Raw genomic sequence first — 19,332 nt, forward strand, 5'->3', positions numbered from 1 at the left:
TAGGCGATGACTGTTCGGGTGCGTACCAGCAGCGAGGGCTATGCGATCGACGGCCCGTGGGAGGGGTGCGCAGCGGCGAACGCATTCCTGGTGCATCTGGTCGGACGCGGGTTCAGTGCGGCGACGGTGCGGGCGTATGCCTTCGATGTGCTCAATTTGGCTCGGTTCCTGCTCGACCGTGATCTCGCGGTGGCGGCGGTGACGCCGGTGGAGGTGTTCGAGTGGATCGACTGGCAGGACGTGCGCCGTGACCCCGGTGCAACCCGGCGAGAAGGAATGGCGGGAGCGCGGCGGCATCGACGATTAACCGGCGGGTCGCGGCGGTGCGGGCATTGTTCGAGTACCTGGTGATGACTGGGATACGTACCGACAACCCGGTGCCCTCACCGCGGCGCGGGCAGGGACTGCGACCGGTGGCGCGGGGGCCGCTCGGGCATCTGGGCCCGGGTCGGCCTCGGGCCGGAGGCCGACTGGTGCGGCAACCGCGATTGCTGCCCGAGTCCCTCGACGCGGATGCAGTCGAGCGGTTCGTGGCGTCGTTGCGAACCCATCGGGATCGGGCGATGGTGTGGGCGATGCTATTCGGGGGCTTACGCAGCGCCGAGGTGCGATCCTTGCGGTTGGCCGACATCGACTTCGGCCGGCGACGAGTGCGGGTGCTCGGCAAAGGCTCAAAGGAACGGGTGGTGCCGGTCGATGCAGCATTCTTCACCGAACTGTCGGCCTATCTGCGCCTGGAACGCCCACCAGGGTTGGCGACCGAGGAGTGTTTCGTGGTGCTGCGCGGACCCTCCGCGGGGCCCCGGTCAGCGAGGCCGGACTGCGGTCGCTGTTTCGGCGGCACCGAGACCACTCCGGTGCGACGAGGGTACGTCCGCATCGGCTCCGTCATACCTACGGCACTGAACTCGCCTCTGCTGGCATCGATCTGATGGTGCTGCGGGAGTTGATGGGCCACGTGTCCCCGGAAACCACCGCCGGCTACGTGCACCTGTCGGTCGAACAACTCGCCGCCGAATACGGTGCGGCTCGCGCCAGCCTCGCTGGGACACGACGATGACCAACCGGACGCTCGCATCGATCGACCTACTGGCCGACTCGGATGCGGTGCTGGACGACTATCTCGAGTACGTTTCCGGCCTAGGTCTCAGTGGCAGGTCGGTGCGTGGTCGCACCCGCAGCGCGAGCACCTTCCTGACCGAGCACCCGGATCTGCAGGACTGGATGACTCGACCGGCGGCCGAGCGGTTGGCCGAGCTGCGCCACAGCGGGGCGTGGCCATTGCTGTGTCATGTCGTTGGCCGGGGCGCGTTACGGCTCGACCTCGAACTCGCGGCCGTCAAGAACCTCACTGGCCTCGGCCGGGCCGTCGAGGACCGCGACCCGGACGGATTCGCCGCCGTGCGCACGGCCGGGCTGGCCTTGGGCTGGACACCGCAATGGATCGAGACGGTCCTGGGTGAATGCCTGGCGGTGCTGCTCGCCTGGCACGGCGGACTCGTCCACGATGTCACCAACGGCACGGTCGACAAGTTCGATGCCGCACTGGCTGCCACACAGTCGATCCCGGCATCGTCGAGGCGCGCCTACCGCAACCGGATCGCCGGGCTGCGGCAGATGCTTTTTCACGCCCGCATCGTCGACACACCACCACAGCGTCGGCGGTGGGCCCGCAGCTACGCCCAACGCTTCGCCGACGTGGCGATGACCGACCCGATCCGGCAGACGCTGCTGCGTTACGTCACCGTCAGGGCATCGGTGCTGCGGCCGAAATCCGTCGAATCGTTGATCAACGATCTGCTGCCGTTCGCGGACTATCTCAGCACCACTCATCCCGAACTCACCTCATTCGAGAATCTGGATCGCCGTCACATCGAGGGTTTCCTGGTCTGGAATCGCACCCGCACCTGGCGTGGGCAACGCGCCGCCGCCGGCGCAGGACGCACCATCTCCAAGGCCGTGATCCAATCGACGGTGCTGAGCGTGCGCAACCTCCTCGATGACATCACCGAATGGGGTTGGGAGCAGGCACCGCCGCGTCGTCTGGTCTTCGCCGTCGATATCCCGAAACTCGATCAACCCCTGCCACGCGCCCTGCCACCTGATATCGACGCCGCGGTGATGAACGCGGTTGCCCAGCTGGAGGATACGTTTACCCGCGTCGGGTTGACGGTGCTGCGCGGGCCGGGCTGCGAATAGGGGAACTGCTCGACCTCGAACTCGACAGCGTCATCGACTACGGACCCGCCGGCACCTGGTTGAAAGTTCCGTTGGGCAAGCTCGCCACCGAACGCATGGTTCCACTCTCGGCCAACACCATTGCCGCGTTGGACCAGTGGACCAGCAGACGTGGTGTTTGCCGCCCACTGCAGCATCCCCGTACCGGAGCGCCTACCGATTTCCTGTTCGTCTTCCTGTTCGTCGCGCACGGCCGCCGCCTCGGGCAGACGCGGTTACGCAAAGGCCTGCTCGCCGCCGTCGAGTCCTGCGGGCTGCACGGAACTGGCGGCGCACCGTTGGTGGTAACCCCGCATCAGCTACGCCACACGTGGGCCACCGAACTCGCGAACGCGGGCATGAGCCTGCAGGCTTTGATGGCACTGCTCGGACATGTCACCCCGCAGATGACGCTGCGTTACGCCACCCTGGCCTCCCCGACGCTGCGCGATGCCTACGACCAGGCCATGGGAAAGATGCGACGACAGTTCACTCTCACTCCGGTCGGCAAACCCATCGTCCCCGATGCGGTCAGCTGGCTCGGTAGTGAGATGCTCAAAACACGTGTCGCCCACGGCTACTGCGCCCGCCACCAGAGTGCCGGCGCCTGTCCCTATGCCAACATCTGCGAAACCTGCGACAACTTCGTCACCGGCCCCGAGTTCCAAGGCGCACTCAAGGCACAACGCAGCGACATCCAAACCCTCGAAGCAGATGCCCGCGCCCGTGGCTGGCTCGACGAAGCCGCCCGCCACCACCGTGTCGCCGACGCGTTGACCGACCACCTGCACCGCCTCGACCGCTGACCGAATCGACCACCTGGGGTTGATGCGCCCCCGAGGGCCGGATAAGTTCGATCGGGTTGTTCGACCAGATCTTTTGCCAGTGCGCCCGCGGGAACGCGGTGAACGCCAGCACATCGGTCTTCGCCTCGGCCATCATCGCGGCCACCTTCGGGAAACTGCCCGCCAGCGTGTCGGCGACCCGGTCCCACTGCTGTGCGACCTCCATGGGGTCGGTGTGGGCGAAGATGGTCTTGACCGCCGCGGTGACCGCTGGGGCGTGCTTGGCGGCGACCGCGGTGTGCAGGTTGCGCATGAAATGCACCCGACAGCGCTGCCACGACGAGTTCATGAACTGCTGTGCCACAGCAGCTCTCAATCCCGCGTGTGCGTCGGAGATGACCAGATGCACCCCGGACAAACCGCGCGCTCTCAGCGACGCCAGGAATTCCCGCCAGAACTCGAAGGACTCGCTGTCACCGACGGCGGTGCCCAGCACTTCGCGAGTGCCGTCGATGGACACACCGGTGGCCACCACCAAGGCCTGAGAGACCACGTGCGCCCCAATACGGACCTTGCAGAACGTCGCATCGCAGAACACGTACGGGAACTCGGTGTGGGCCAGGCTACGGGTGCGAAACGCCTCGATCTCCTTATCCAAGCCAGCACAGATCCGCGACACCTCCGACTTCGACACCCCGGTCTCCACGCCCATCGCGAACACCAGATCATCAACACTGCGGGTCGACACCCCGTGGACGTAGGCCTCCATGATCACCGCGTGCAGTGCCTTGTCGATACGGCGGCGCCGCTCCAGCAGCGATGGGAAGAACGACCCGGCTCGCAGCTTGGGGATCTGCACCTCGACGTCCCCCGAGGTGGTCGACACTGTCTTGGGCCGATGCCCATTGCGGTGCACCGTACGACCATCGGTGCGCTGGTAGCGGCCGGCGCCGATCGCCGCGGTGGCTTCAGCTTCGATGAGCTGCTGCAGCCCGGCACGGATCAGCTCGGCGAACACCGCGCCGACGTCAGCGGACTTCAAAGCGTCGAGCTGGGCGAGCAGGGCAGAATGGTCATGGGTCATCGCGTCGTGTGTCTTCCTGTGAGTCACTTGGTAGGTAACTCACTGACCACTACGCGATGGCCCACCCCAACACCGTCAACGACACACCCGGCACCGTCGTCCCCGACCTCCGAAACCCCACCACGCCAGGGGACTTACCCACTCGTTCCTCAGGGGAGGTACCCTTTCTGCCATGCAGAGACCGGCGCAAACGCGACAAATGGATCAACTCGGTACCGCTAAACCGCCTCAGTATCCGATCGAGTCTGTCGACAACGCTCTTCGCCTACTTCTACTCCTGGGTGAACGATCAGAGGTCCGTCTTACCGAGGCAAGCGTCTATCTAGACGTGGCATCGTCGACTGCGCATCGGCTGTTATCGATGCTTCAGTATCGCGGTTTCGTCCGCCAGGATCCGATCAGCAAGGCTTATCTGCCCGGACCGGCCTTGACCGGGGTGGCGTTCGCTGTTTTCGCCAGAATGGATATACCGCGCATCGCAGCTCCGATTCTGCGCCAGCTCAGCGATGCGCTGCAGGAAACAGTGCATATCGGGATGCTGGATGGCACGTCGGTCCGCTTCATCGCGGCGGTCGAGAGCCCGTCCGCCGTGCGGGTGGTATCGCGCCTGGGCAGGACCATGCCTGCACACTGCACGTCGACCGGTAAGGCCATGCTTGCCAACTTCTCCGATGAAGAGCTTCACAAACTGTACCCTGAACCAAATTTGGAACAACTCACCCAGAATTCAGTGAGCACCCTCACCCAGTTGTGCGCCGAGTTGGTAGAGGTCAGAAAGAGCGGTTTCGCGACCAGTAGGGAGGAAAGCGAAGAAGGTGTCGCATCCGTTGCTGTCGCCATACCTGCAAGAGGTCCCGACGTGAGGCTGGCACTAAATGCATCAGCGCCGAGCTATCGGTTACGGCCATCACATGTCCGCCAAGTAGCTGGCATCATCGGCGAAGCTGCCGCAGAGCTTGCTACTAAGCTGGTCTAACTACATTGGCAAAGGAGATGTTCTGTGTCGAGTACCCCCGACCTGCCGGCGTTCGTTTCGACGATCGATGACTACCTGCGCTTAGAACAGCGCCACTCGCCGGCCGAGCAAATGTTCGCAACCGTCCTCACAGACGACTTCGAAATCGGCTTTCGCGGCGGCCACCAATGGAAGGGACTCAATGGTCTGCGGTTGTATCTCACGCAGCGGGACGGGATTTTCGACGAACGCCTCGAACTGCGTCAAGTACTTTCCTACGTTCCGGTGCAGGAGGATGTCATCGAGCTGACGACACGACTCGAGTTCTTCTTCCGTCGCTGGAGAGCTCCTTCGCCGGTCAGCGAAGAATTCACCGGTGCGGCCTTTCACACGTGGCTGATCCGCATTGTCGACCATGAGACCCGCGTGGCCCGGGTGGTTATCGATGGATTTGCAAATCTCAACGACAACGCCAGGGCGGCGTTTGCTATCCCAGATGAAGGGTTCGACGAATAACGCATGTGACCGCATCGTGATCACTTTGCGCTTTACTCGCACAACCCGTGGGCCGACAACACGGGTGCAGATCAGGCCGCCTGCTTCGCCGGGAGACGCCGCGGCCACGAAAGTTGCAGGGCGGCTGGACATTAGCGCCGTGGATGGGTTGACCGGCCGCCGTGTGTTTGACCGCCGTCGTCAAGCGCCCTTCGAAGCGATTCCCTTGACAATTTCTCCACTGCTTACGTGTCGGCGACGCCGAAAGCCTCGGCGAAGCTAACGTTGCCCCTGGTTTCCCTCTGGGTTGCGTCCACGGCAGCCAGGAGGCGGGAGTTCTCGATGACTATCATCTCGACGTCCTGTTGGTCATCTGCATAGTGGCGATGCCATACCCACGGCGGCGTATACACGAAGTCGCCTGCGCTCCACGTTACGCGTTGATCGCCAATCTCCGACCAGCCCGAGCCATGTCGCACGAAGTGAACTGACTCGTGTACGTGTCGATGAAGGTCACTGCCCGCACCGGCGGGGATCTTCTGCAGGAAGAACTCAATGGAGCGGGCGGGTATCCGCAGAAGCAATCCAATTTCTGATGGGCTTCCGGTCTGGATCCAGTGTGCCTCGGTGGAGTTCACGACGAGGTGCTCCTCGGTCACGTGCTGGGTGTCGCGATCCCCTGCGCGCGCCATACTTTCGGCGAAATCGGCTAGCTCGTCACGGGATAGGGTCATCGATCCACTCCTCTGGGAATTTCGTCGCTGAGCGAGCATGGAGTCACTTTTCGGCGACCCAAGCGCCAGGGTCACGACAGAGCTATGTGCAAGCGCTTCTCGAGCGCGGCGATACTGATGGCGAAGGTCTCGAGTACGCGCACGCGTCCGTCTCCGGCGTTGTCGATGTCGAAGATCGCGTACTCGGTATACAGCCGGCTGACGCACCGAAGCCCGGTCAGCGGGTAACTGCACTCCGGAACCAACTTCGCGGTCCTGTCCTTGCCGAACAGCGTCATCATCACGAATACGCGCTTCGCTCCGATGGCGAGATCCATCGCACCCCCGACCGCGGGAATGGCGTCCGGTGCTCCGGTGTGCCAGTTGGCGAGGTCTCCACGCTCGCTGACCTGAAACGCCCCGAGCACACACACGTCGAGATGGCCGCCGCGCATCATGGCGAAGGAGTCGGCGTGGTGGAAGTAGGACGCCCCAGGGGTTTCGGTGACCGGAACCTTGCCTGCATTGGTGAGATCCGGGTCAATGGCGTCTCCTGTCGCGGCGCCTCCCATGCCGAGCATGCCGTTCTCGGTGTGCAGCACCACCTCGGCGGCGGGGTCGAGGTAGTCGGCGACCATCGTGGGCTGGCCGATGCCGAGATTGACGTACGACCCAGGTGCGATGTCGCGGGCGATCATCGCGGCGATCTCCCGGCGGTCCAACGGGCCACGGTCGAGATGCTCGACACGACGCCGTGTCCTTGCATCGAGCGTTCCCGTCACGAGGCGGCCTCGGTGCGGGCGGCGGGAATCGAGGACAGGTCGAGGATGCGGTCGACGAAGATACCCGGCGTCACGACCGTCTCGGGGTCGATGCCTCCGGTCTCGACGACGCGGGAGACCTCAACGACGGTCAGCGTGGCGGCGGTCGCCATGACCGGACCGAAGTTGCGAGCAGTCTTGCGGTACAACAGGTTTCCGGCCCGGTCGGCCAGGTGTGCTGCGATGAGTGCGACGTCGCCGCGGATCGGATACTCCAGCACGTAGTCGCGGCCGTCGATCGTGCGGATCTCCTTGCCCGAGGCGAGCGGGGTGCCGACACCGGTCGGGCAGAAGAACGCGCCAATGCCCGCGCCTGCCGCTCTGATCCGCTCGGCCAGGTTGCCCTGCGGGACCACTTCGAGGTCGACCATGCCGTCCCGGTAGAGCCTGTCGAACACGTACGAATCGGCCTGTCGGGGGAAGGAACAAATGACCTTCGCGACCCGACCGGCAGCCAGCAGCGCGGCCAGACCGGTGTCGCCGTTGCCCGCGTTGTTGCTGACGATGGTGAGCTCGGCGGCGCCCTGTTCGATGATCGCATCGATGAGTGTGGTGGGCATGCCCGCCATGCCGAATCCGCCGACGAGAATTGTTGCGCCGTCAGCGATTCCGGCGACGGCTTCGTGGGCGGCGGCGCAGACGGCGGTGCGGCTCATGACGACGCCCGCTCGTCCTCGTCGAATTCCGGCAATACCTCGGCGGCGATGCGAAACGCGGAGTTGGCGTCGGGGACGCCACAGTAGATGGCAGTCTGCATCAGCAGCTCCTTGATCTCGTCGTTGCTCAAACCGTTCCGGCGGGCCGCTCGCAGGTGCATCGCCAGTTCCTCGCGGTGCCCGCGCGCGACCAGCGCCGTCAGGGTGATCATCGAGCGGCTGCGAAGGTCTAGACCTGGGCGTGTCCAGATGGTTCCCCAGGCGTACTGGGTGATCAGGTGCTGGAAATCGGCGGTCATGTCGGTGGTACCGGCGATTGCCCGGTCGACGTGCCCGTCGCCGAGCACCTGGCGCCGTATCGCCATTCCCGCGCGACACACGTCCTCGACGGTCCTAGTCGCAGGCTGCGGAATACCCACCTGCTCTGCGATGAGGCCGGCGACCCGGTCCGGGGCTTCGGCGGGTGCCAGGTGCCCGACACCGTCGAGCACTACGAGGTCACCGTCCTGGACACCGGAGGCGATGCGCCGCAATGACTCCGGCGGCGTGGGCACGTCGGCGCTGCCTGCCACGGCCAGGACGGGAGTGACGATCTCGCGCAATCGGTCGGAAATGTCGAATGCCGCGAGAGCCTCGCACGCCTGCGCATAGGACTCCGGATCGGTGTGACTGAGGGCGTCCAGCAGCGCCGCGCCGACACCTGGTTGCCGGTCGACGAAGCCCGGCGCGAACCACCGCTGGGCCGCACCCGAGAGCAGGGTTTCGACGCCCTCGGCGCGGACGGTGGCGGCGCGCTCGAGCCAGCCAGCTGGGGTGCCGATCGACGCACCGGTGCCCAGCAGGGTCGCCGAGTCCACCCGTTGCGGCGCGTCGAGCATCAGCTGCAGACCGACACAGCCACCGAGCGAATCACCGGCGTAGTGGAAGGTCTCGGCGCGCATGTCGTCGGCGAGTGCCAGCACGGCGGCCGCTAGTTCGGCGATCGTGAAGGGCTCGCCAGGACCGCCTCGACCGTGACCGGGTAGGTCCCACCCGACGACGCGGGCGTGCGCACTCAGCCATCCAGCCGCAGCGCTCCACAGCGTGGCTGCCGAAGTACCCAGTGAAGGCCCCAGCACGAGGACAGGCGCACCGTCGGGACCGCCGAAGTCGATTGTGGCCAAGGCCGGAATGGTCATGACGCAGACTTGATGAAGCGGCGGGCCCGACTCAAGGTCGAATCGATCAGCCGATCGGCGGCACCGGTGTAGTCGGGCCGTGCTGGGCTACCGGTCAACTCGGTCATTGCACGTTGTTCGGTGAGCAGCCCGCCCGCGTCGGCCAGGTTCGCGGCCGCCCGCGCCGTGTCCACCTGCAACCCGAAGAGCAGTTCGGAGGCCTGGACGGCCGCCACGACGGTGCGGCGGGCGAGCGTGCGCAGTGTGGCCCATTCGGCGTGCCACGCGCCGTCGGAGCGCTCGTCGACACTCGCTCCTGCGGCCAGGTGCAGGGTGGCGCCCAAGGTGCCCGCGGTGAGCGCGGTGCGCCGGATCAACACAGAGCGGACGGGATTGTTCTTGTGCGGCATCGTCGATGAGCCGCCACCAGTCCCCTCGACCAGCTCGCCGACCTCGGGCCGGCTACCGGTCGCGACATCGGCGGCGATGTGCCCCCAGGCGTCGCAGCAGCTCACCAACGCATCCCCGATACGGGTGATCGCCGAGCGGGTGGTGTGCCAGGGCGGAGCCGGCGCCAGCCGCAGAGCGCCGGCGAGCGCGTCGCTCAACGCGATGGCGCCGTCCACCGAACCGGTCAATTCGGTAGCCGCCGCCAGCGTTCCCACCGCGCCACCGACCTGCACCGGCAGCGAGGGCAGCAGCCCGGTCAGCGGTTCGGCGGCGTCCAGTATGCCGGTAAGCCAACGTGCCATCTTGACGCCGAAGGTGCTCGGTAGAGCGGCCTGGGTCAGGGTACGCGCGAGTGTTGGTGTGCTCCGGTGCCTCTCAGCGAGCTCGGACAGCGCCCGGACTTGGACGGTGAACTCGTCGCCGATGCGCATGAGGACATCACGGGCGCAGATGACGAGCGCTGTGTCGACGACGTCCTGACTGGTTAGCCCGCGGTGTAACCAACGCGCTGTCGCCGCCGTTGAGCGCTCACGCAACAACGTGACCAGCGCGCTGACGGGGCTGCCGTCGGTGGCGGCGCGGCGGGCGATCGACTCGGTGTCGGCGTCGGCGATGAGGTCTGCCAAGCTGGCACGCGCCTCCTGCGGTGCGATACCGGCGTCGACGAGGATGTCCAGCCACGCCCGTTCCACGGCCACCATGGCCTCGAGGAATGCGGGGCCGCTCATCAGGGCGCCTGCGAGGTCGTCGCCCGGCCAGAAGAGGTCAGTCATCGCTGGTATCCCGCGTAGCGCAGGAAGACCGTCTCGGGTTTGCCTGGCGCGTCCTGCAATTGGATGTCGAAGCGTAGTCCGGCGCCCTCGCGGGTGGCGATGAGCGTGTCGCGGCGCTCGGGCGGCAGGGACGCCAGCAGTGGATCGCCTGCCAGCTGGCCCCCCGGCACGTAGGCGCGGGTGAACAGCCGGTTGAGCAGCCCGCGGGCGAACACGGTGATCAGAAAGAACGGTGCCGCACCGGGATCGCAGGGACCTGGGATGACGGTGGAAAAGTTGTACCGTCCGCCAGCGTCGGTGCCGGCGCGGCCCCACCCCGTGAAGGTCCAGCCGTCCCGGTGTAGCGAGCCGGTGGACGTGGGGATGGTGCCGTCGGCGTTGGCCTGCCAGATCTCAAGCAGGGCGTCGGGAACAGGCTGGCCGTCACCATCGAGGACCAAGCCGGAAAGCTGGACGGCACCCGGTGAGCCGGCCGGAACCAGCTGGTCGCACCGGTCGAACGGGAGTGCGTAACCGAAAAAGGGTCCGACGGTCTGCCCCGGGGTGGCGGTGAGCAGGGTATTCATCAGTGTTCGCTTCCGCGGTGGGGATCCTCGGTCGGAGTGCGCGTCGCGCCGGTGAGGATGATGTCCCACCGGTATCCGGTGGCCCATTCGTGGGTGGTGACGTCGTGGTCGTAGTTGGCAATCAGTCGGTCTCGGGCCTTTCGGTCGGTGATCGACTGATAGATCGGGTCCAGCGCGAACAACGGGTCGCCGGGGAAGTACATCTGGGTGATCAGCCGTTGCGTGAATTCCGTTCCGAACACCGAGAAGTGGATGTGGGCTGGGCGCCAAGCGTTGCGGTGGTTCCTCCACGGATACGGCCCTGGCTTGATCGTGGTGAAGCGGTAGCTTCCGTCGTCATCGGTCAGGCAGCGGCCGACGCCGGTGAAGTTGGGGTCGATCGCGGACGGGTGCTGATCACGCTTGTGGATGTAGCGACCGCCGGCGTTGGCCTGCCAGATCTCGACGAGTTGACGTCGCACCGGCCGTCCGTCGCCGTCGACCACCCGGCCGGTCACCACTATCCGTTCGCCGATGGGTTCGCCTGAGTGCTGGATGGTGAGGTCCGATTCAAGCGGATGCACGTCGCGTTCGGAAAAGCAGGGCGTCCACAGCTCGACGCCCTCCGGGTCAGCGTGGTGTAGGTCCTTCGTGGGATGACGCAGCAGGCTGCTGCGGTAGGGCGGGTAGCCGAGCCGCGGCTGCGTCTCCTCGATGCCAGCGCGCTGGTACTCGGACTCGATCGCCTCGATCTCCGCGCTGATCGCCTGCTGCCTCGGCAACCCGCCGTCGGGATCGCGGTCGATCGCTGCTGTCATAGCCTTGACACTATTGGCTCCTCGGCGACTGACCTACGCTAGATTACCACTGAGCGGAAAGGATCCGTGAGTGGCGGGAAATACCTCAACGCCCGGCACCAGCGTCGCTTCTCGTTTGCTGCGCATGGTCGCCGCCTTCGATGAGTGGCACCGGACACTGACGCTGTCCGAACTGGCGGGTAGGGCCAGCCTGCCGATGGCCACGGCCCACCGGCTGGCTGCCGAACTGGTTGCGGGCGGGGCGTTGCAGCGCCGCACGGACGGTCGTTTCGAGGTCGGCCGACTGATGTGGAGCGCTGGGCTGCTCGCCCCGGTCGGAGGCGGATTACGGCAGGTCGCAGAGCCGTTCTTGCACGATGTCTACGCGGCAACGCTCGCCACCGTGCACCTCGCGGTACGCGACGGCAACGAAGTATTGTACCTCGAGCGGATGATGGGTAGGGCATCCGTGCCGATCGTTAGCACCGTCGGCAGCAGGTTGCCGATGCACTGCACCGGCGTCGGCAAGGTGCTGTTGGCGCACGCGCCACGCGAAGTCCAGGATCAGGTGTTTGCCAATCTGACTCCGATTACTCCCTACACAATCACCCAGCCTGCGGTGCTGTCCCGACAGTTGGAGGGGGTGCGGCGCGAGGGGTTGGCTACCACCGTGGAAGAGATGTCGCTAGGCGCCTGTTCACTGGCCGTGCCGATCGTCCGGCAGTCCGACGACGCTGTGGTGGCCGCGATCGCCGTCGTAGTTCCGTCCTTGAAGCGAGGTCGCCAGCGACTGCTCGGCGCCCTGCAGGTGGCTGCCCGCGGCATCGTCCGGCTGCTGTGACCCACGGGCCGCCGCAGCAGCGATCGCTGTGCTGTCGGGCGGCTTCTGACAAAACGCGACACCGTCGCTAGCCGTCGAAAAAGTGGTGACTGCCATGACATCTGGCGCGAATCGGAGTCCGCGCCGCGGTGGAGGGATAGACGCGACCGATCCCCCAGTTGAAGCTGGGAAAGCATCAGCAAAGGGTCCGCCGTTCAACGATCAGCGGCGGAATCCATCCTGCCCACCTCGCACTCTCACCTCGCGAATCGTCACTTAAGGAGCCCGAAGAGTATGACCATCACGACACAGGTCGGACCGAATTTCAGGGCATGGGCCACCGAGTATCTCCGGAACTTCTACATGTGTCCCGTCACGCCACTCACCGCGGATTTCGAGCTCGACGAAGAAGGTCTGCGGCGCAACATCGACGCGTTTGTGGAGATGGGCTGTACTGGACTTATCGTAGGCGGGTTCTTCGCTGAGGGCTGGAACATGACACTGGCCGAATGGCGGCGTTACCACGAGGTAGTCGCGGATTCGGCCGCGGGCCGCCTTCCCCTGTTTACGATCATCCTGGAGTCGTCGGCATACCAGGCAATCGAAAAGATGCGCTTCGTGGAGTCGCTCGGCTTCACCGGTGCCGAGATCATGAACCCGTCGGTGCAGCTCAAGACCGACGACGACGTCGTTTCGTACTTCGACTTCGTGGCCCCCGCCACCGGGCTGGCACTGGTGCTCTACCGCACGCCGGTCTCTGGTTTCGTATACAGCCATGACGCCGTCAACCGGATCGCCGAGCACCCGAACGTCGTCGGCATCAAGAACGGCACGCTGAGCTGGACCGACAGCATCGCGTTGCGGCGCAAATTCGGAGACCGGCTAGTGATCAGCGAGCCGAACGAGCGCTATTGGGCGCACGACGCTGCTCTGTTCGGCGGACGCGTCCTCTACGGCGAGCTCTCCCTCATCCTTTACGGGAAGTGGCGACCGGACCTGCACCGTTACACCGACCTGGCGTTGGAAGGTGATCTGGCAGCGGCACTGCCCGTGTCGGCAAAGCTGGACGGGATCCGCGAGGCCTACGACGAGGTGCTGATCCGCCGCATCGCGGCCACCGGCTCGTATGTCGCGGCCATGCCCTATCTAAAGGCGTGGTTCGAGCTGCTGGGGCTGTGTGCAGGTCCGGTGCGGCCGCCCGTCAAAGCCCGGCTGTCGGCTCCGGAACGGGAATTGCTGCAACAGCAGCTTGTGGCCGCAGGGGCCATTTGATGCGCGTCGTGATCCTCGGCGCCGGCGGCCTCGGTACGGTCCTGGGCGGTTATTTGGCCAACGCAGGGGTAGACGTAACCCTCGTCGGCAGGCGAGCGCACGCGGAAGCCATCGCGCGCAACGGCCTGCATATCACAGGCCGTCGGGGCGAGCTGCTGATCAGGGATAACGTGCAGGCGGTGGACGAGGCAGGCAAGGTTACGGGACCCGTCGATTACCTCGTCCTGGCGGTGAAGGGCAAAGACACCGCGCAGGCGCTAGCGGATGCCGCTCCGTTGCGCGATGTCATAGGCACCGTCCTGTCGGTGCAGAACACCGTGGAGAAGGACGCGACGCTCGCGAAGTGGCTTGGTCGTGACCGGGTGATCGGAGCGTCCACTATCGAAGGCGGCACGTTGGTCGCGCCTGGCGTCGTGCGCAACCACCTTTCAGCCAAGGTAACCGCTTACTTCGGCGAACTGGACGGATCGTCCAGCGCGCGCGTCGACATGCTGACGGCTGCCTTCAACGCTGCGGGCCTTCCTGCGGCGGCCGTGGGCAACATCGAGCAGGTCGAATGGGAAAAGCTGGCCCAGATCGCGCTGGCCGCAGCGTGGTCGGTCACGGCGCTGGGCGCGATCCGCGGCGCCTCGGTCTTCGAGGGCATGGAGGTGCCTGAGGGAGCGACGTACTTCGTCGCGCTGGCGAAAGACCTTCTGGCGGTCTATCGGGCAAAGGGATACGAGCCGATGAACTTCTACGCGCCTCTGTCGCGGCTGAAGGAACTCGACGCGCTCCCGACGGTCGAGGCGATCGATTTCGTCATCGGGCAGGGCAAAGCAATGCGCACACAGGGAATGTCGGGCCACCCCTCGATGTATGAGGATGTTTTGCGAGGACGTAAGACCGAGGTCGACTTTATGCTGGCGCCGTACCTCGCCGCCGCTGAAGAACTGGCCATTGACGTGCCGACGCTGCGGGCGGCCTACCAGATCATCAAAACCATCGACCAATTCCTGGCCTAGATTCCACACATCGCGGGCGAACTGCCCGTCCGCGCGTGGGTTCGGTGACGTCGTTGGAAGCAATCTTCAGCTTGCACGCAACGTATGTTGCGGAGTGACCCCGAACTTACGCCGATATGCCGTACCGAAGCGGCCAAGATGGGTCAAGTCCAGGGACGTGGTGTACGACGTCGTCGTGTGATTCTTCGAGGTGATGGTTCAGGCGGTCAGTGCCGCGGGGTGGCCTCCTGTTCGGTCGGGGTGTCGTTGACGGCGCGGGATTTGCTCAAGACATCCAGGCCGAGGTAGCGCCGGGATTCGGCCCATTCATCGTGTTGTTCGGCCAGCACGGCGCCGACGAGGCGGATCAGGGCGTCGCGGTCGGGGAAGATACCCACGACGTCGGTGCGACGCCGGATCTCCTTGTTGAGCCGTTCCTTTATCCGGCCCTCGGGGCGCATCAACCCCAGGTGGTCGATTCGGTCAGCGGTCGAGGCGGTGCAGGTGGTCGGTCAACGCGTCGGCGACACGGTGGTGGCGGGCGGCTTCGTCGAGCCAGCCACGGGCGCGGGCATCTGCTTCGAGGGTTTGGATGTCGCTGCGTTGTGCCTTGAGTGCGCCTTGGAACTCGGGCCGGTGACGAAGTTGTCGCAGGTTTCGCAGATGTTGGCATAGGGACAGGCGCCGGCACTCTGGTGGCGGGCGCAGTAGCCGTGGGCGACACGTGTTTTGAGCATCTCACTACCGAGCCAGCTGACCGCATCGGGGACGATGGGTTTGCCGACCGGAGTGAGAGTGAACTGTCGTCGCATCTTTCCCATGGCCTGGTCGTAGGCATCGCGCAGCGTCGGGGAGGCCAGGGTGGCGTAACGCAGCGTCATCTGCGGGGTGACATGTCCGAGCAGTGCCATCAAAGCCTGCAGGCTCATGCCCGCGTTCGCGAGTTCGGTGGCCCACGTGTGGCGTAGCTGATGCGGGGTTACCACCAACGGTGCGCCGCCAGTTCCGTGCAGCCCGCAGGACTCGACGGCGGCGAGCAGGCCTTTGCGTAACCGCGTCTGCCCGAGGCGGCGGCCGTGCGCGACGAACAGGAAGACGAACAGGAAATCGGTAGGCGCTCCGGTACGGGGATGCTGCAGTGGGCGGCAAACACCACGTCTGCTGGTCCACTGGTCCAACGCGGCAATGGTGTTGGCCGAGAGTGGAACCATGCGTTCGGTGGCGAGCTTGCCCAACGGAACTTTCAACCAGGTGCCGGCGGGTCCGTAGTCGATGACGCTGTCGAGTTCGAGGTCGAGCAGTTCCCCTATTCGCAGCCCGGCCCCGCGCAGCACCGTCAACCCGACGCGGGTAAACGTATCCTCCAGCTGGGCAACCGCGTTCATCACCGCGGCGTCGATATCAGGTGGCAGGGCGCGTGGCAGGGGTTGATCGAGTTTCGGGATATCGACGGCGAAGACCAGACGACGCGGCGGTGCCTGCTCCCAACCCCATTCGGTGATGTCATCGAGGAGGTTGCGCACGCTCAGCACCGTCGATTGGATCACGGCCTTGGAGATGGTGCGTCCTGCGCCGGCGGCGGCGCGTTGCCCACGCCAGGTGCGGGTGCGATTCCAGACCAGGAAACCCTCGATGTGACGGCGATCCAGATTCTCGAATGAGGTGAGTTCGGGATGAGTGGTGCTGAGATAGTCCGCGAACGGCAGCAGATCGTTGATCAACGATTCGACGGATTTCGGCCGCAGCACCGATGCCCTGACGGTGACGTAACGCAGCAGCGTCTGCCGGATCGGGTCGGTCATCGCCACGTCGGCGAAGCGTTGGGCGTAGCTGCGGGCCCACCGCCGACGCTGTGGTGGTGTGTCGACGATGCGGGCGTGAAAAAGCATCTGCCGCAGCCCGGCGATCCGGTTGCGGTAGGCGCGCCTCGACGATGCCGGGATCGACTGTGTGGCAGCCAGTGCGGCATCGAACTTGTCGACCGTGCCGTTGGTGACATCGTGGACGAGTCCGCCGTGCCAGGCGAGCAGCACCGCCAGGCATTCACCCAGGACCGTCTCGATCCATTGCGGTGTCCAGCCCAAGGCCAGCCCGGCCGTGCGCACGGCGGCGAATCCGTCCGGGTCGCGGTCCTCGACGGCCCGGCCGAGGCCAGTGAGGTTCTTGACGGCCGCGAGTTCGAGGTCGAGCCGTAACGCGCCCCGGCCAACGACATGACACAGCAATGGCCACGCCCCGCTGTGGCGCAGCTCGGCCAACCGCTCGGCCGCCGGTCGAGTCATCCAGTCCTGCAGATCCGGGTGCTCGGTCAGGAAGGTGCTCGCGCTGCGGGTGCGACCACGCACCGACCTGCCACTGAGACCTAGGCCGGAAACGTACTCGAGATAGTCGTCCAGCACCGCATCCGAGTCGGCCAGTAGGTCGATCGATGCGAGCGTCCGGTTGGTCATCGTCGTGTCCCAGCGAGGCTGGCGCGAGCCGCACCGTATTCGGCGGCGAGTTGTTCGACCGACAGGTGCACGTAGCCGGCGGTGGTTTCCGGGGACACGTGGCCCATCAACTCCCGCAGCACCATCAGATCGATGCCAGCAGAGGCGAGTTCAGTGCCGTAGGTATGACGGAGCCGATGCGGACGTACCCTCGTCGCACCGGAGTGGTCTCGGTGCCGCCGAAACAGCGACCGCAGTCCGGCCTCGCTGACCGGGGCCCCCGCGGAGGGTCCGCGCAGCACCACGAAACACTCCTCGGTCGCCAACCCTGGTGGGCGTTCCAGGCGCAGATAGGCCGACAGTTCGGTGAAGAATGCTGCATCGACCGGCAACACGTTGATCGCCAATCTCCGACCAGCCCGAGCCATGTTGCACGAAGTGGACCGACTCATGTACGTGTCGATGAAGGTCACTGCTCTCGCCCGCGGGGATCTTCTGCAGGAAGAACTCAATGGAGCGGGCGGGTATACGCAGGAGCATCCCAATTTGAGAGGGGCTTCCGGTCTGGATCCAGTGCGCGTCGGCGGAGCTAACGACGAGGTTCTCTTCCGCGACGTGCTGGCTCTCGCGGCCTTCTGCTCGCGCCAGGGTCTTGGCGAATTCGTCTAACTCGTTACGGTATAAGGTCATCGATCCGGCTCCTTTCGGTATGGGTTCAAAAATTCAGCAAGACTCTGGGTGTCTGACCAGTGACCCCTGGTCAAGCTCAACTTGCCCATTATGGGCCCAGTTCTGGCGATCGTTGATATTTCGCCGCGCCGATGGGACTCGCTGCGGTGACCGCAGAGGCGGCGCAATTGCACTTGAGGTTTGCACCTGCTGTCGGTCATCGCTGATGCCCCGGGTAGCGCAGGAAGACCGTCTCCGGTTTGCCGGGGGTGTCCTGCAGTTGGATGTCGAAGCGCAGCCCGGGGCCGGTTGCTCTGGAAGGCTGGTCTGCTGGCACCTGTGGAAGGCACGCCCGGCGACGAAGTGTTACCTGCCAAGGCCGAGTCCTTTCCACTCAGTGGAACCATAGCGTTCACTTTGCCTGCAAGGAGTCCCTACCGTGTGAAGACCATGGCAGCAATCGACAACAATCCCGACAGTGCGGCTGCGAGTCAGCAGGAGATCAGCGCGGAGATCGGTGCGATCGAGTCGGAGTATGAACGCGCGGGTGCCGAGGAGACGCAGCCGCGGCTGAGCTACCCGCCGTACCGGAGTAGCCTGCTCCGTCATCCGACGCAGGAACTCCACCACGCCGACCCGGAGGGGTCGAGCTGTGGACACCCAGCTTCTCCGAACGCGACGTGCATCCGTTCGAGGCCGACCTCACCATCCAGCACTCGGGCGAGCCCATCGGGGAACGGATGGTGGTGACCGGGCGGTTCGTCGACGGGGACGGACGGCCGGTGCGCCGTCAGCTCGTCGAGATCTGGCAGGCCAACGCCGGCGGACGTTACATACACAAGCGCGACCAGCATCCGTCCGCGATCGACCCGAATTTTACCGGCGTCGGCCGGTGCCTGACCGACGACGACGGCAACTACCGCTTCACCACCATCAAGCCGGGCCCCTACCCGTGGAAGAACCACCGCAACGCGTGGCGGCCCGCGCACATCCACTTTTCGCTGTTTGGAACGGAATTCACGCATCCGGCGCGGCGGGTTCTTCCTCCGGCGCGGCGGGACCCGGTTGATTCGATCGGTTCGTGTCGGTCCATCGTCGGGGCGATGTCGGTGGAAGCGTTTGAGCGGGTTTGCCTTGGTGGAAGATCGCTCCTGCTCGGACAAGGGCAGCCTTGACAAATTCCGTTTCAATCCGATCTGACCGACGTGAGCCGCACCGCGATAAGTGCCCAGTAGGCGCCATGTCGCAACTTGCCGGGGGCCGAGGAGGTCACCACAACGTTCCGTTGGCGCCGCCGTCGCTGTCGGAATTGCTCACAGCTCGATCAGCTATGACTACTAGGACCAAGGAGATTGATGTCTGAGCAAGGCGCGCGAGGCGATGTCGCGACAACGGAAGCGACCGGCAGGCGGCCCGGTAACGGTGATGTCCTGTGCCGCATCACTGTTCGGCTGGACCAGCAGGAGACATCTACTCGGGGACTTCCTGGCGAGACGTTGTTGGAAAGCGCGAGACGTGCGGGTTTGGAGCCGCCGGTCTCCTGTGAGGCGGGCAACTGCGGTACGTGTATGGCGCGGCTCACGGAAGGAAGAGCGACCATGCGGAACAATGACGCACTTACCGTTGAGGAGGTAGCAGAGGGCTACGTCCTGACGTGTCAGGCAGTGCCGGAGGCCCCCTCGGTAACAGTTGATTACGATGCATGAGCAAT

Annotated in this window: 17 protein-coding genes and 6 pseudogenes; 12 read left to right on the forward strand and 11 right to left on the reverse strand. The window is 65.1% G+C overall.

Annotated elements, in window-relative coordinates; translation table 11 throughout:
- Positions 1-6 precede the first annotated feature (6 nt).
- From EXE63_RS32740 to EXE63_RS33580, 4 genes and pseudogenes are all read left to right on the forward strand, one after another.
- Complete coding sequence (locus EXE63_RS32740; protein ID WP_234904143.1) at positions 7-351, forward strand: site-specific integrase; 345 nt, start codon at positions 7-9, stop codon at positions 349-351.
- Entirely contained in the window at positions 351-932 is a 582-nt protein-coding gene (locus EXE63_RS02165) for a tyrosine-type recombinase/integrase (RefSeq protein WP_272955786.1), read from the forward strand. The genes EXE63_RS32740 and EXE63_RS02165 overlap by 1 nt, the downstream gene beginning before the upstream one ends.
- The gene (locus tag EXE63_RS33220; RefSeq protein ID WP_366515279.1) at positions 830-1,060 is read left to right on the forward strand and encodes a tyrosine-type recombinase/integrase; all 231 of its coding nucleotides are present in this window, start codon (positions 830-832) and stop codon (positions 1,058-1,060) included. Before EXE63_RS02165 ends, EXE63_RS33220 begins: the two co-directional genes overlap by 103 nt.
- A pseudogene (locus EXE63_RS33580) lies at positions 1,057-3,023 on the forward strand (tyrosine-type recombinase/integrase). The gene EXE63_RS33220 and the pseudogene EXE63_RS33580 overlap by 4 nt, the downstream one beginning before the upstream one ends.
- Positions 3,024-3,027: 4 nt before the next feature.
- On the opposite strand, the pseudogene EXE63_RS02175 reads toward EXE63_RS33580, so the two are convergent.
- Positions 3,028-4,086: pseudogene (locus EXE63_RS02175) on the reverse strand (IS256 family transposase); the annotation flags it as partial.
- A gap of 172 nt (positions 4,087-4,258) precedes the next feature.
- Between EXE63_RS02175 and EXE63_RS02180 the strand changes: the two are divergent.
- The gene (locus EXE63_RS02180; protein WP_209999710.1) at positions 4,259-5,062 is read left to right on the forward strand and encodes an IclR family transcriptional regulator; all 804 of its coding nucleotides are present in this window, start codon (positions 4,259-4,261) and stop codon (positions 5,060-5,062) included.
- A gap of 24 nt (positions 5,063-5,086) precedes the next feature.
- On the forward strand, positions 5,087-5,557 hold the full coding sequence (locus EXE63_RS02185; RefSeq protein ID WP_047040856.1) for a hypothetical protein: 471 nt from the start codon (positions 5,087-5,089) through the stop codon (positions 5,555-5,557).
- 224 nt (positions 5,558-5,781) lie between these two features.
- On the opposite strand, the gene EXE63_RS02190 is transcribed toward EXE63_RS02185, so the two are convergent.
- From EXE63_RS02190 to pcaH, 7 genes are all read right to left on the reverse strand, one after another.
- Positions 5,782-6,270: a cupin domain-containing protein gene (locus tag EXE63_RS02190; protein ID WP_137144042.1), complete on the reverse strand. Its 489-nt coding sequence runs from the start codon at positions 6,268-6,270 to the stop codon at positions 5,782-5,784.
- A gap of 71 nt (positions 6,271-6,341) precedes the next feature.
- Positions 6,342-7,031 (reverse strand): 3-oxoacid CoA-transferase subunit B, encoded by a 690-nt coding sequence (locus EXE63_RS02195; RefSeq protein ID WP_168140590.1) that lies wholly within the window; start codon positions 7,029-7,031, stop codon positions 6,342-6,344.
- Positions 7,028-7,726: a 3-oxoacid CoA-transferase subunit A gene (locus EXE63_RS02200; protein ID WP_047040851.1), complete on the reverse strand. Its 699-nt coding sequence runs from the start codon at positions 7,724-7,726 to the stop codon at positions 7,028-7,030. The genes EXE63_RS02195 and EXE63_RS02200 overlap by 4 nt, the downstream gene beginning before the upstream one ends.
- Positions 7,723-8,904 (reverse strand): bifunctional 3-oxoadipate enol-lactonase/4-carboxymuconolactone decarboxylase PcaDC, encoded by a 1,182-nt coding sequence (gene pcaDC / locus EXE63_RS02205; RefSeq protein ID WP_168140591.1) that lies wholly within the window; start codon positions 8,902-8,904, stop codon positions 7,723-7,725. The genes EXE63_RS02200 and pcaDC overlap by 4 nt, the downstream gene beginning before the upstream one ends.
- On the reverse strand, positions 8,901-10,106 hold the full coding sequence (locus tag EXE63_RS02210) for a lyase family protein (protein ID WP_168140592.1): 1,206 nt from the start codon (positions 10,104-10,106) through the stop codon (positions 8,901-8,903). The genes pcaDC and EXE63_RS02210 overlap by 4 nt, the downstream gene beginning before the upstream one ends.
- Positions 10,103-10,672, reverse strand: coding sequence for a protocatechuate 3,4-dioxygenase subunit alpha (pcaG, locus tag EXE63_RS02215; RefSeq protein ID WP_168140593.1), 570 nt, complete (start codon positions 10,670-10,672; stop codon positions 10,103-10,105). The genes EXE63_RS02210 and pcaG overlap by 4 nt, the downstream gene beginning before the upstream one ends.
- Positions 10,672-11,469: a protocatechuate 3,4-dioxygenase subunit beta gene (pcaH, locus tag EXE63_RS02220; RefSeq protein ID WP_168140594.1), complete on the reverse strand. Its 798-nt coding sequence runs from the start codon at positions 11,467-11,469 to the stop codon at positions 10,672-10,674. The genes pcaG and pcaH overlap by 1 nt, the downstream gene beginning before the upstream one ends.
- A 70-nt stretch (positions 11,470-11,539) precedes the next feature.
- Between pcaH and EXE63_RS02225 the strand changes: the two genes are divergently transcribed.
- From EXE63_RS02225 to EXE63_RS02235, 3 genes are all read left to right on the forward strand, one after another.
- Positions 11,540-12,289 carry an IclR family transcriptional regulator gene (locus EXE63_RS02225; RefSeq protein WP_047040843.1) on the forward strand — a complete coding sequence of 250 codons (750 nt, stop codon included), beginning with the start codon at positions 11,540-11,542 and terminating at the stop codon, positions 12,287-12,289.
- Positions 12,290-12,562: 273 nt separating this feature from the next.
- A complete protein-coding gene (locus tag EXE63_RS02230) occupies positions 12,563-13,540 on the forward strand; it encodes a dihydrodipicolinate synthase family protein (RefSeq protein ID WP_168140595.1) in 978 nt (325 codons plus the stop codon).
- Entirely contained in the window at positions 13,540-14,544 is a 1,005-nt protein-coding gene (locus EXE63_RS02235) for a ketopantoate reductase family protein (RefSeq protein ID WP_168140596.1), read from the forward strand. The genes EXE63_RS02230 and EXE63_RS02235 overlap by 1 nt, the downstream gene beginning before the upstream one ends.
- A gap of 206 nt (positions 14,545-14,750) precedes the next feature.
- Here EXE63_RS02235 and EXE63_RS02240 read toward each other — a convergent pair.
- The 3 pseudogenes from EXE63_RS02240 to EXE63_RS02250 form a co-directional block, all read right to left on the reverse strand.
- A pseudogene (locus EXE63_RS02240) lies at positions 14,751-14,960 on the reverse strand (transposase); the annotation flags it as partial.
- A 46-nt stretch (positions 14,961-15,006) separates the two neighbouring features.
- A pseudogene (locus EXE63_RS02245) lies at positions 15,007-16,973 on the reverse strand (tyrosine-type recombinase/integrase).
- Positions 16,970-17,347: pseudogene (locus tag EXE63_RS02250) on the reverse strand (tyrosine-type recombinase/integrase); the annotation flags it as partial. The pseudogenes EXE63_RS02245 and EXE63_RS02250, both read right to left, overlap by 4 nt.
- Before the next feature lie 43 nt (positions 17,348-17,390).
- Here EXE63_RS02250 and EXE63_RS32485 point away from each other — a divergent pair.
- The 3 genes and pseudogenes from EXE63_RS32485 (at position 17,391) to EXE63_RS02270 (ending at position 19,327) form a co-directional block, all read left to right on the forward strand.
- Positions 17,391-17,621, forward strand: a complete 231-nt coding sequence (locus EXE63_RS32485; protein ID WP_209999712.1) for a hypothetical protein — start codon at positions 17,391-17,393, stop codon at positions 17,619-17,621.
- Between the two features lie 450 nt (positions 17,622-18,071).
- Positions 18,072-18,643 (forward strand): annotated as a pseudogene (locus EXE63_RS02265) (dioxygenase family protein); the annotation flags it as partial.
- Between the two features lie 333 nt (positions 18,644-18,976).
- Positions 18,977-19,327, forward strand: a complete 351-nt coding sequence (locus EXE63_RS02270; RefSeq protein ID WP_168140597.1) for a 2Fe-2S iron-sulfur cluster-binding protein — start codon at positions 18,977-18,979, stop codon at positions 19,325-19,327.
- Positions 19,328-19,332: the final 5 nt, after the last annotated feature.

The organism is Mycolicibacterium frederiksbergense (assembly GCF_012223425.1).
GTDB lineage: Bacteria > Actinomycetota > Actinomycetes > Mycobacteriales > Mycobacteriaceae > Mycobacterium > Mycobacterium frederiksbergense.

Coding starts and splice junctions, on each gene's coding strand:
- EXE63_RS32740 (WP_234904143.1), top strand. CDS start 7: ATGACTGTTCGGGTGCGTACCAGCAGCGAGGGCTATGCGATCGACGGC.
- EXE63_RS02165 (WP_272955786.1), top strand. CDS start 351: ATGACTGGGATACGTACCGACAACCCGGTGCCCTCACCGCGGCGCGGG.
- EXE63_RS02180 (WP_209999710.1), top strand. CDS start 4,259: ATGCAGAGACCGGCGCAAACGCGACAAATGGATCAACTCGGTACCGCT.
- EXE63_RS02190 (WP_137144042.1), bottom strand. CDS start 6,270: ATGACCCTATCCCGTGACGAGCTAGCCGATTTCGCCGAAAGTATGGCG.
- EXE63_RS02200 (WP_047040851.1), bottom strand. CDS start 7,726: ATGAGCCGCACCGCCGTCTGCGCCGCCGCCCACGAAGCCGTCGCCGGA.
- pcaDC (WP_168140591.1), bottom strand. CDS start 8,904: ATGACCATTCCGGCCTTGGCCACAATCGACTTCGGCGGTCCCGACGGT.
- EXE63_RS02210 (WP_168140592.1), bottom strand. CDS start 10,106: ATGACTGACCTCTTCTGGCCGGGCGACGACCTCGCAGGCGCCCTGATG.
- pcaG (WP_168140593.1), bottom strand. CDS start 10,672: ATGAATACCCTGCTCACCGCCACCCCGGGGCAGACCGTCGGACCCTTT.
- pcaH (WP_168140594.1), bottom strand. CDS start 11,469: ATGACAGCAGCGATCGACCGCGATCCCGACGGCGGGTTGCCGAGGCAG.
- EXE63_RS02230 (WP_168140595.1), top strand. CDS start 12,563: ATGACCATCACGACACAGGTCGGACCGAATTTCAGGGCATGGGCCACC.
- EXE63_RS02235 (WP_168140596.1), top strand. CDS start 13,540: ATGCGCGTCGTGATCCTCGGCGCCGGCGGCCTCGGTACGGTCCTGGGC.
- EXE63_RS02270 (WP_168140597.1), top strand. CDS start 18,977: ATGTCTGAGCAAGGCGCGCGAGGCGATGTCGCGACAACGGAAGCGACC.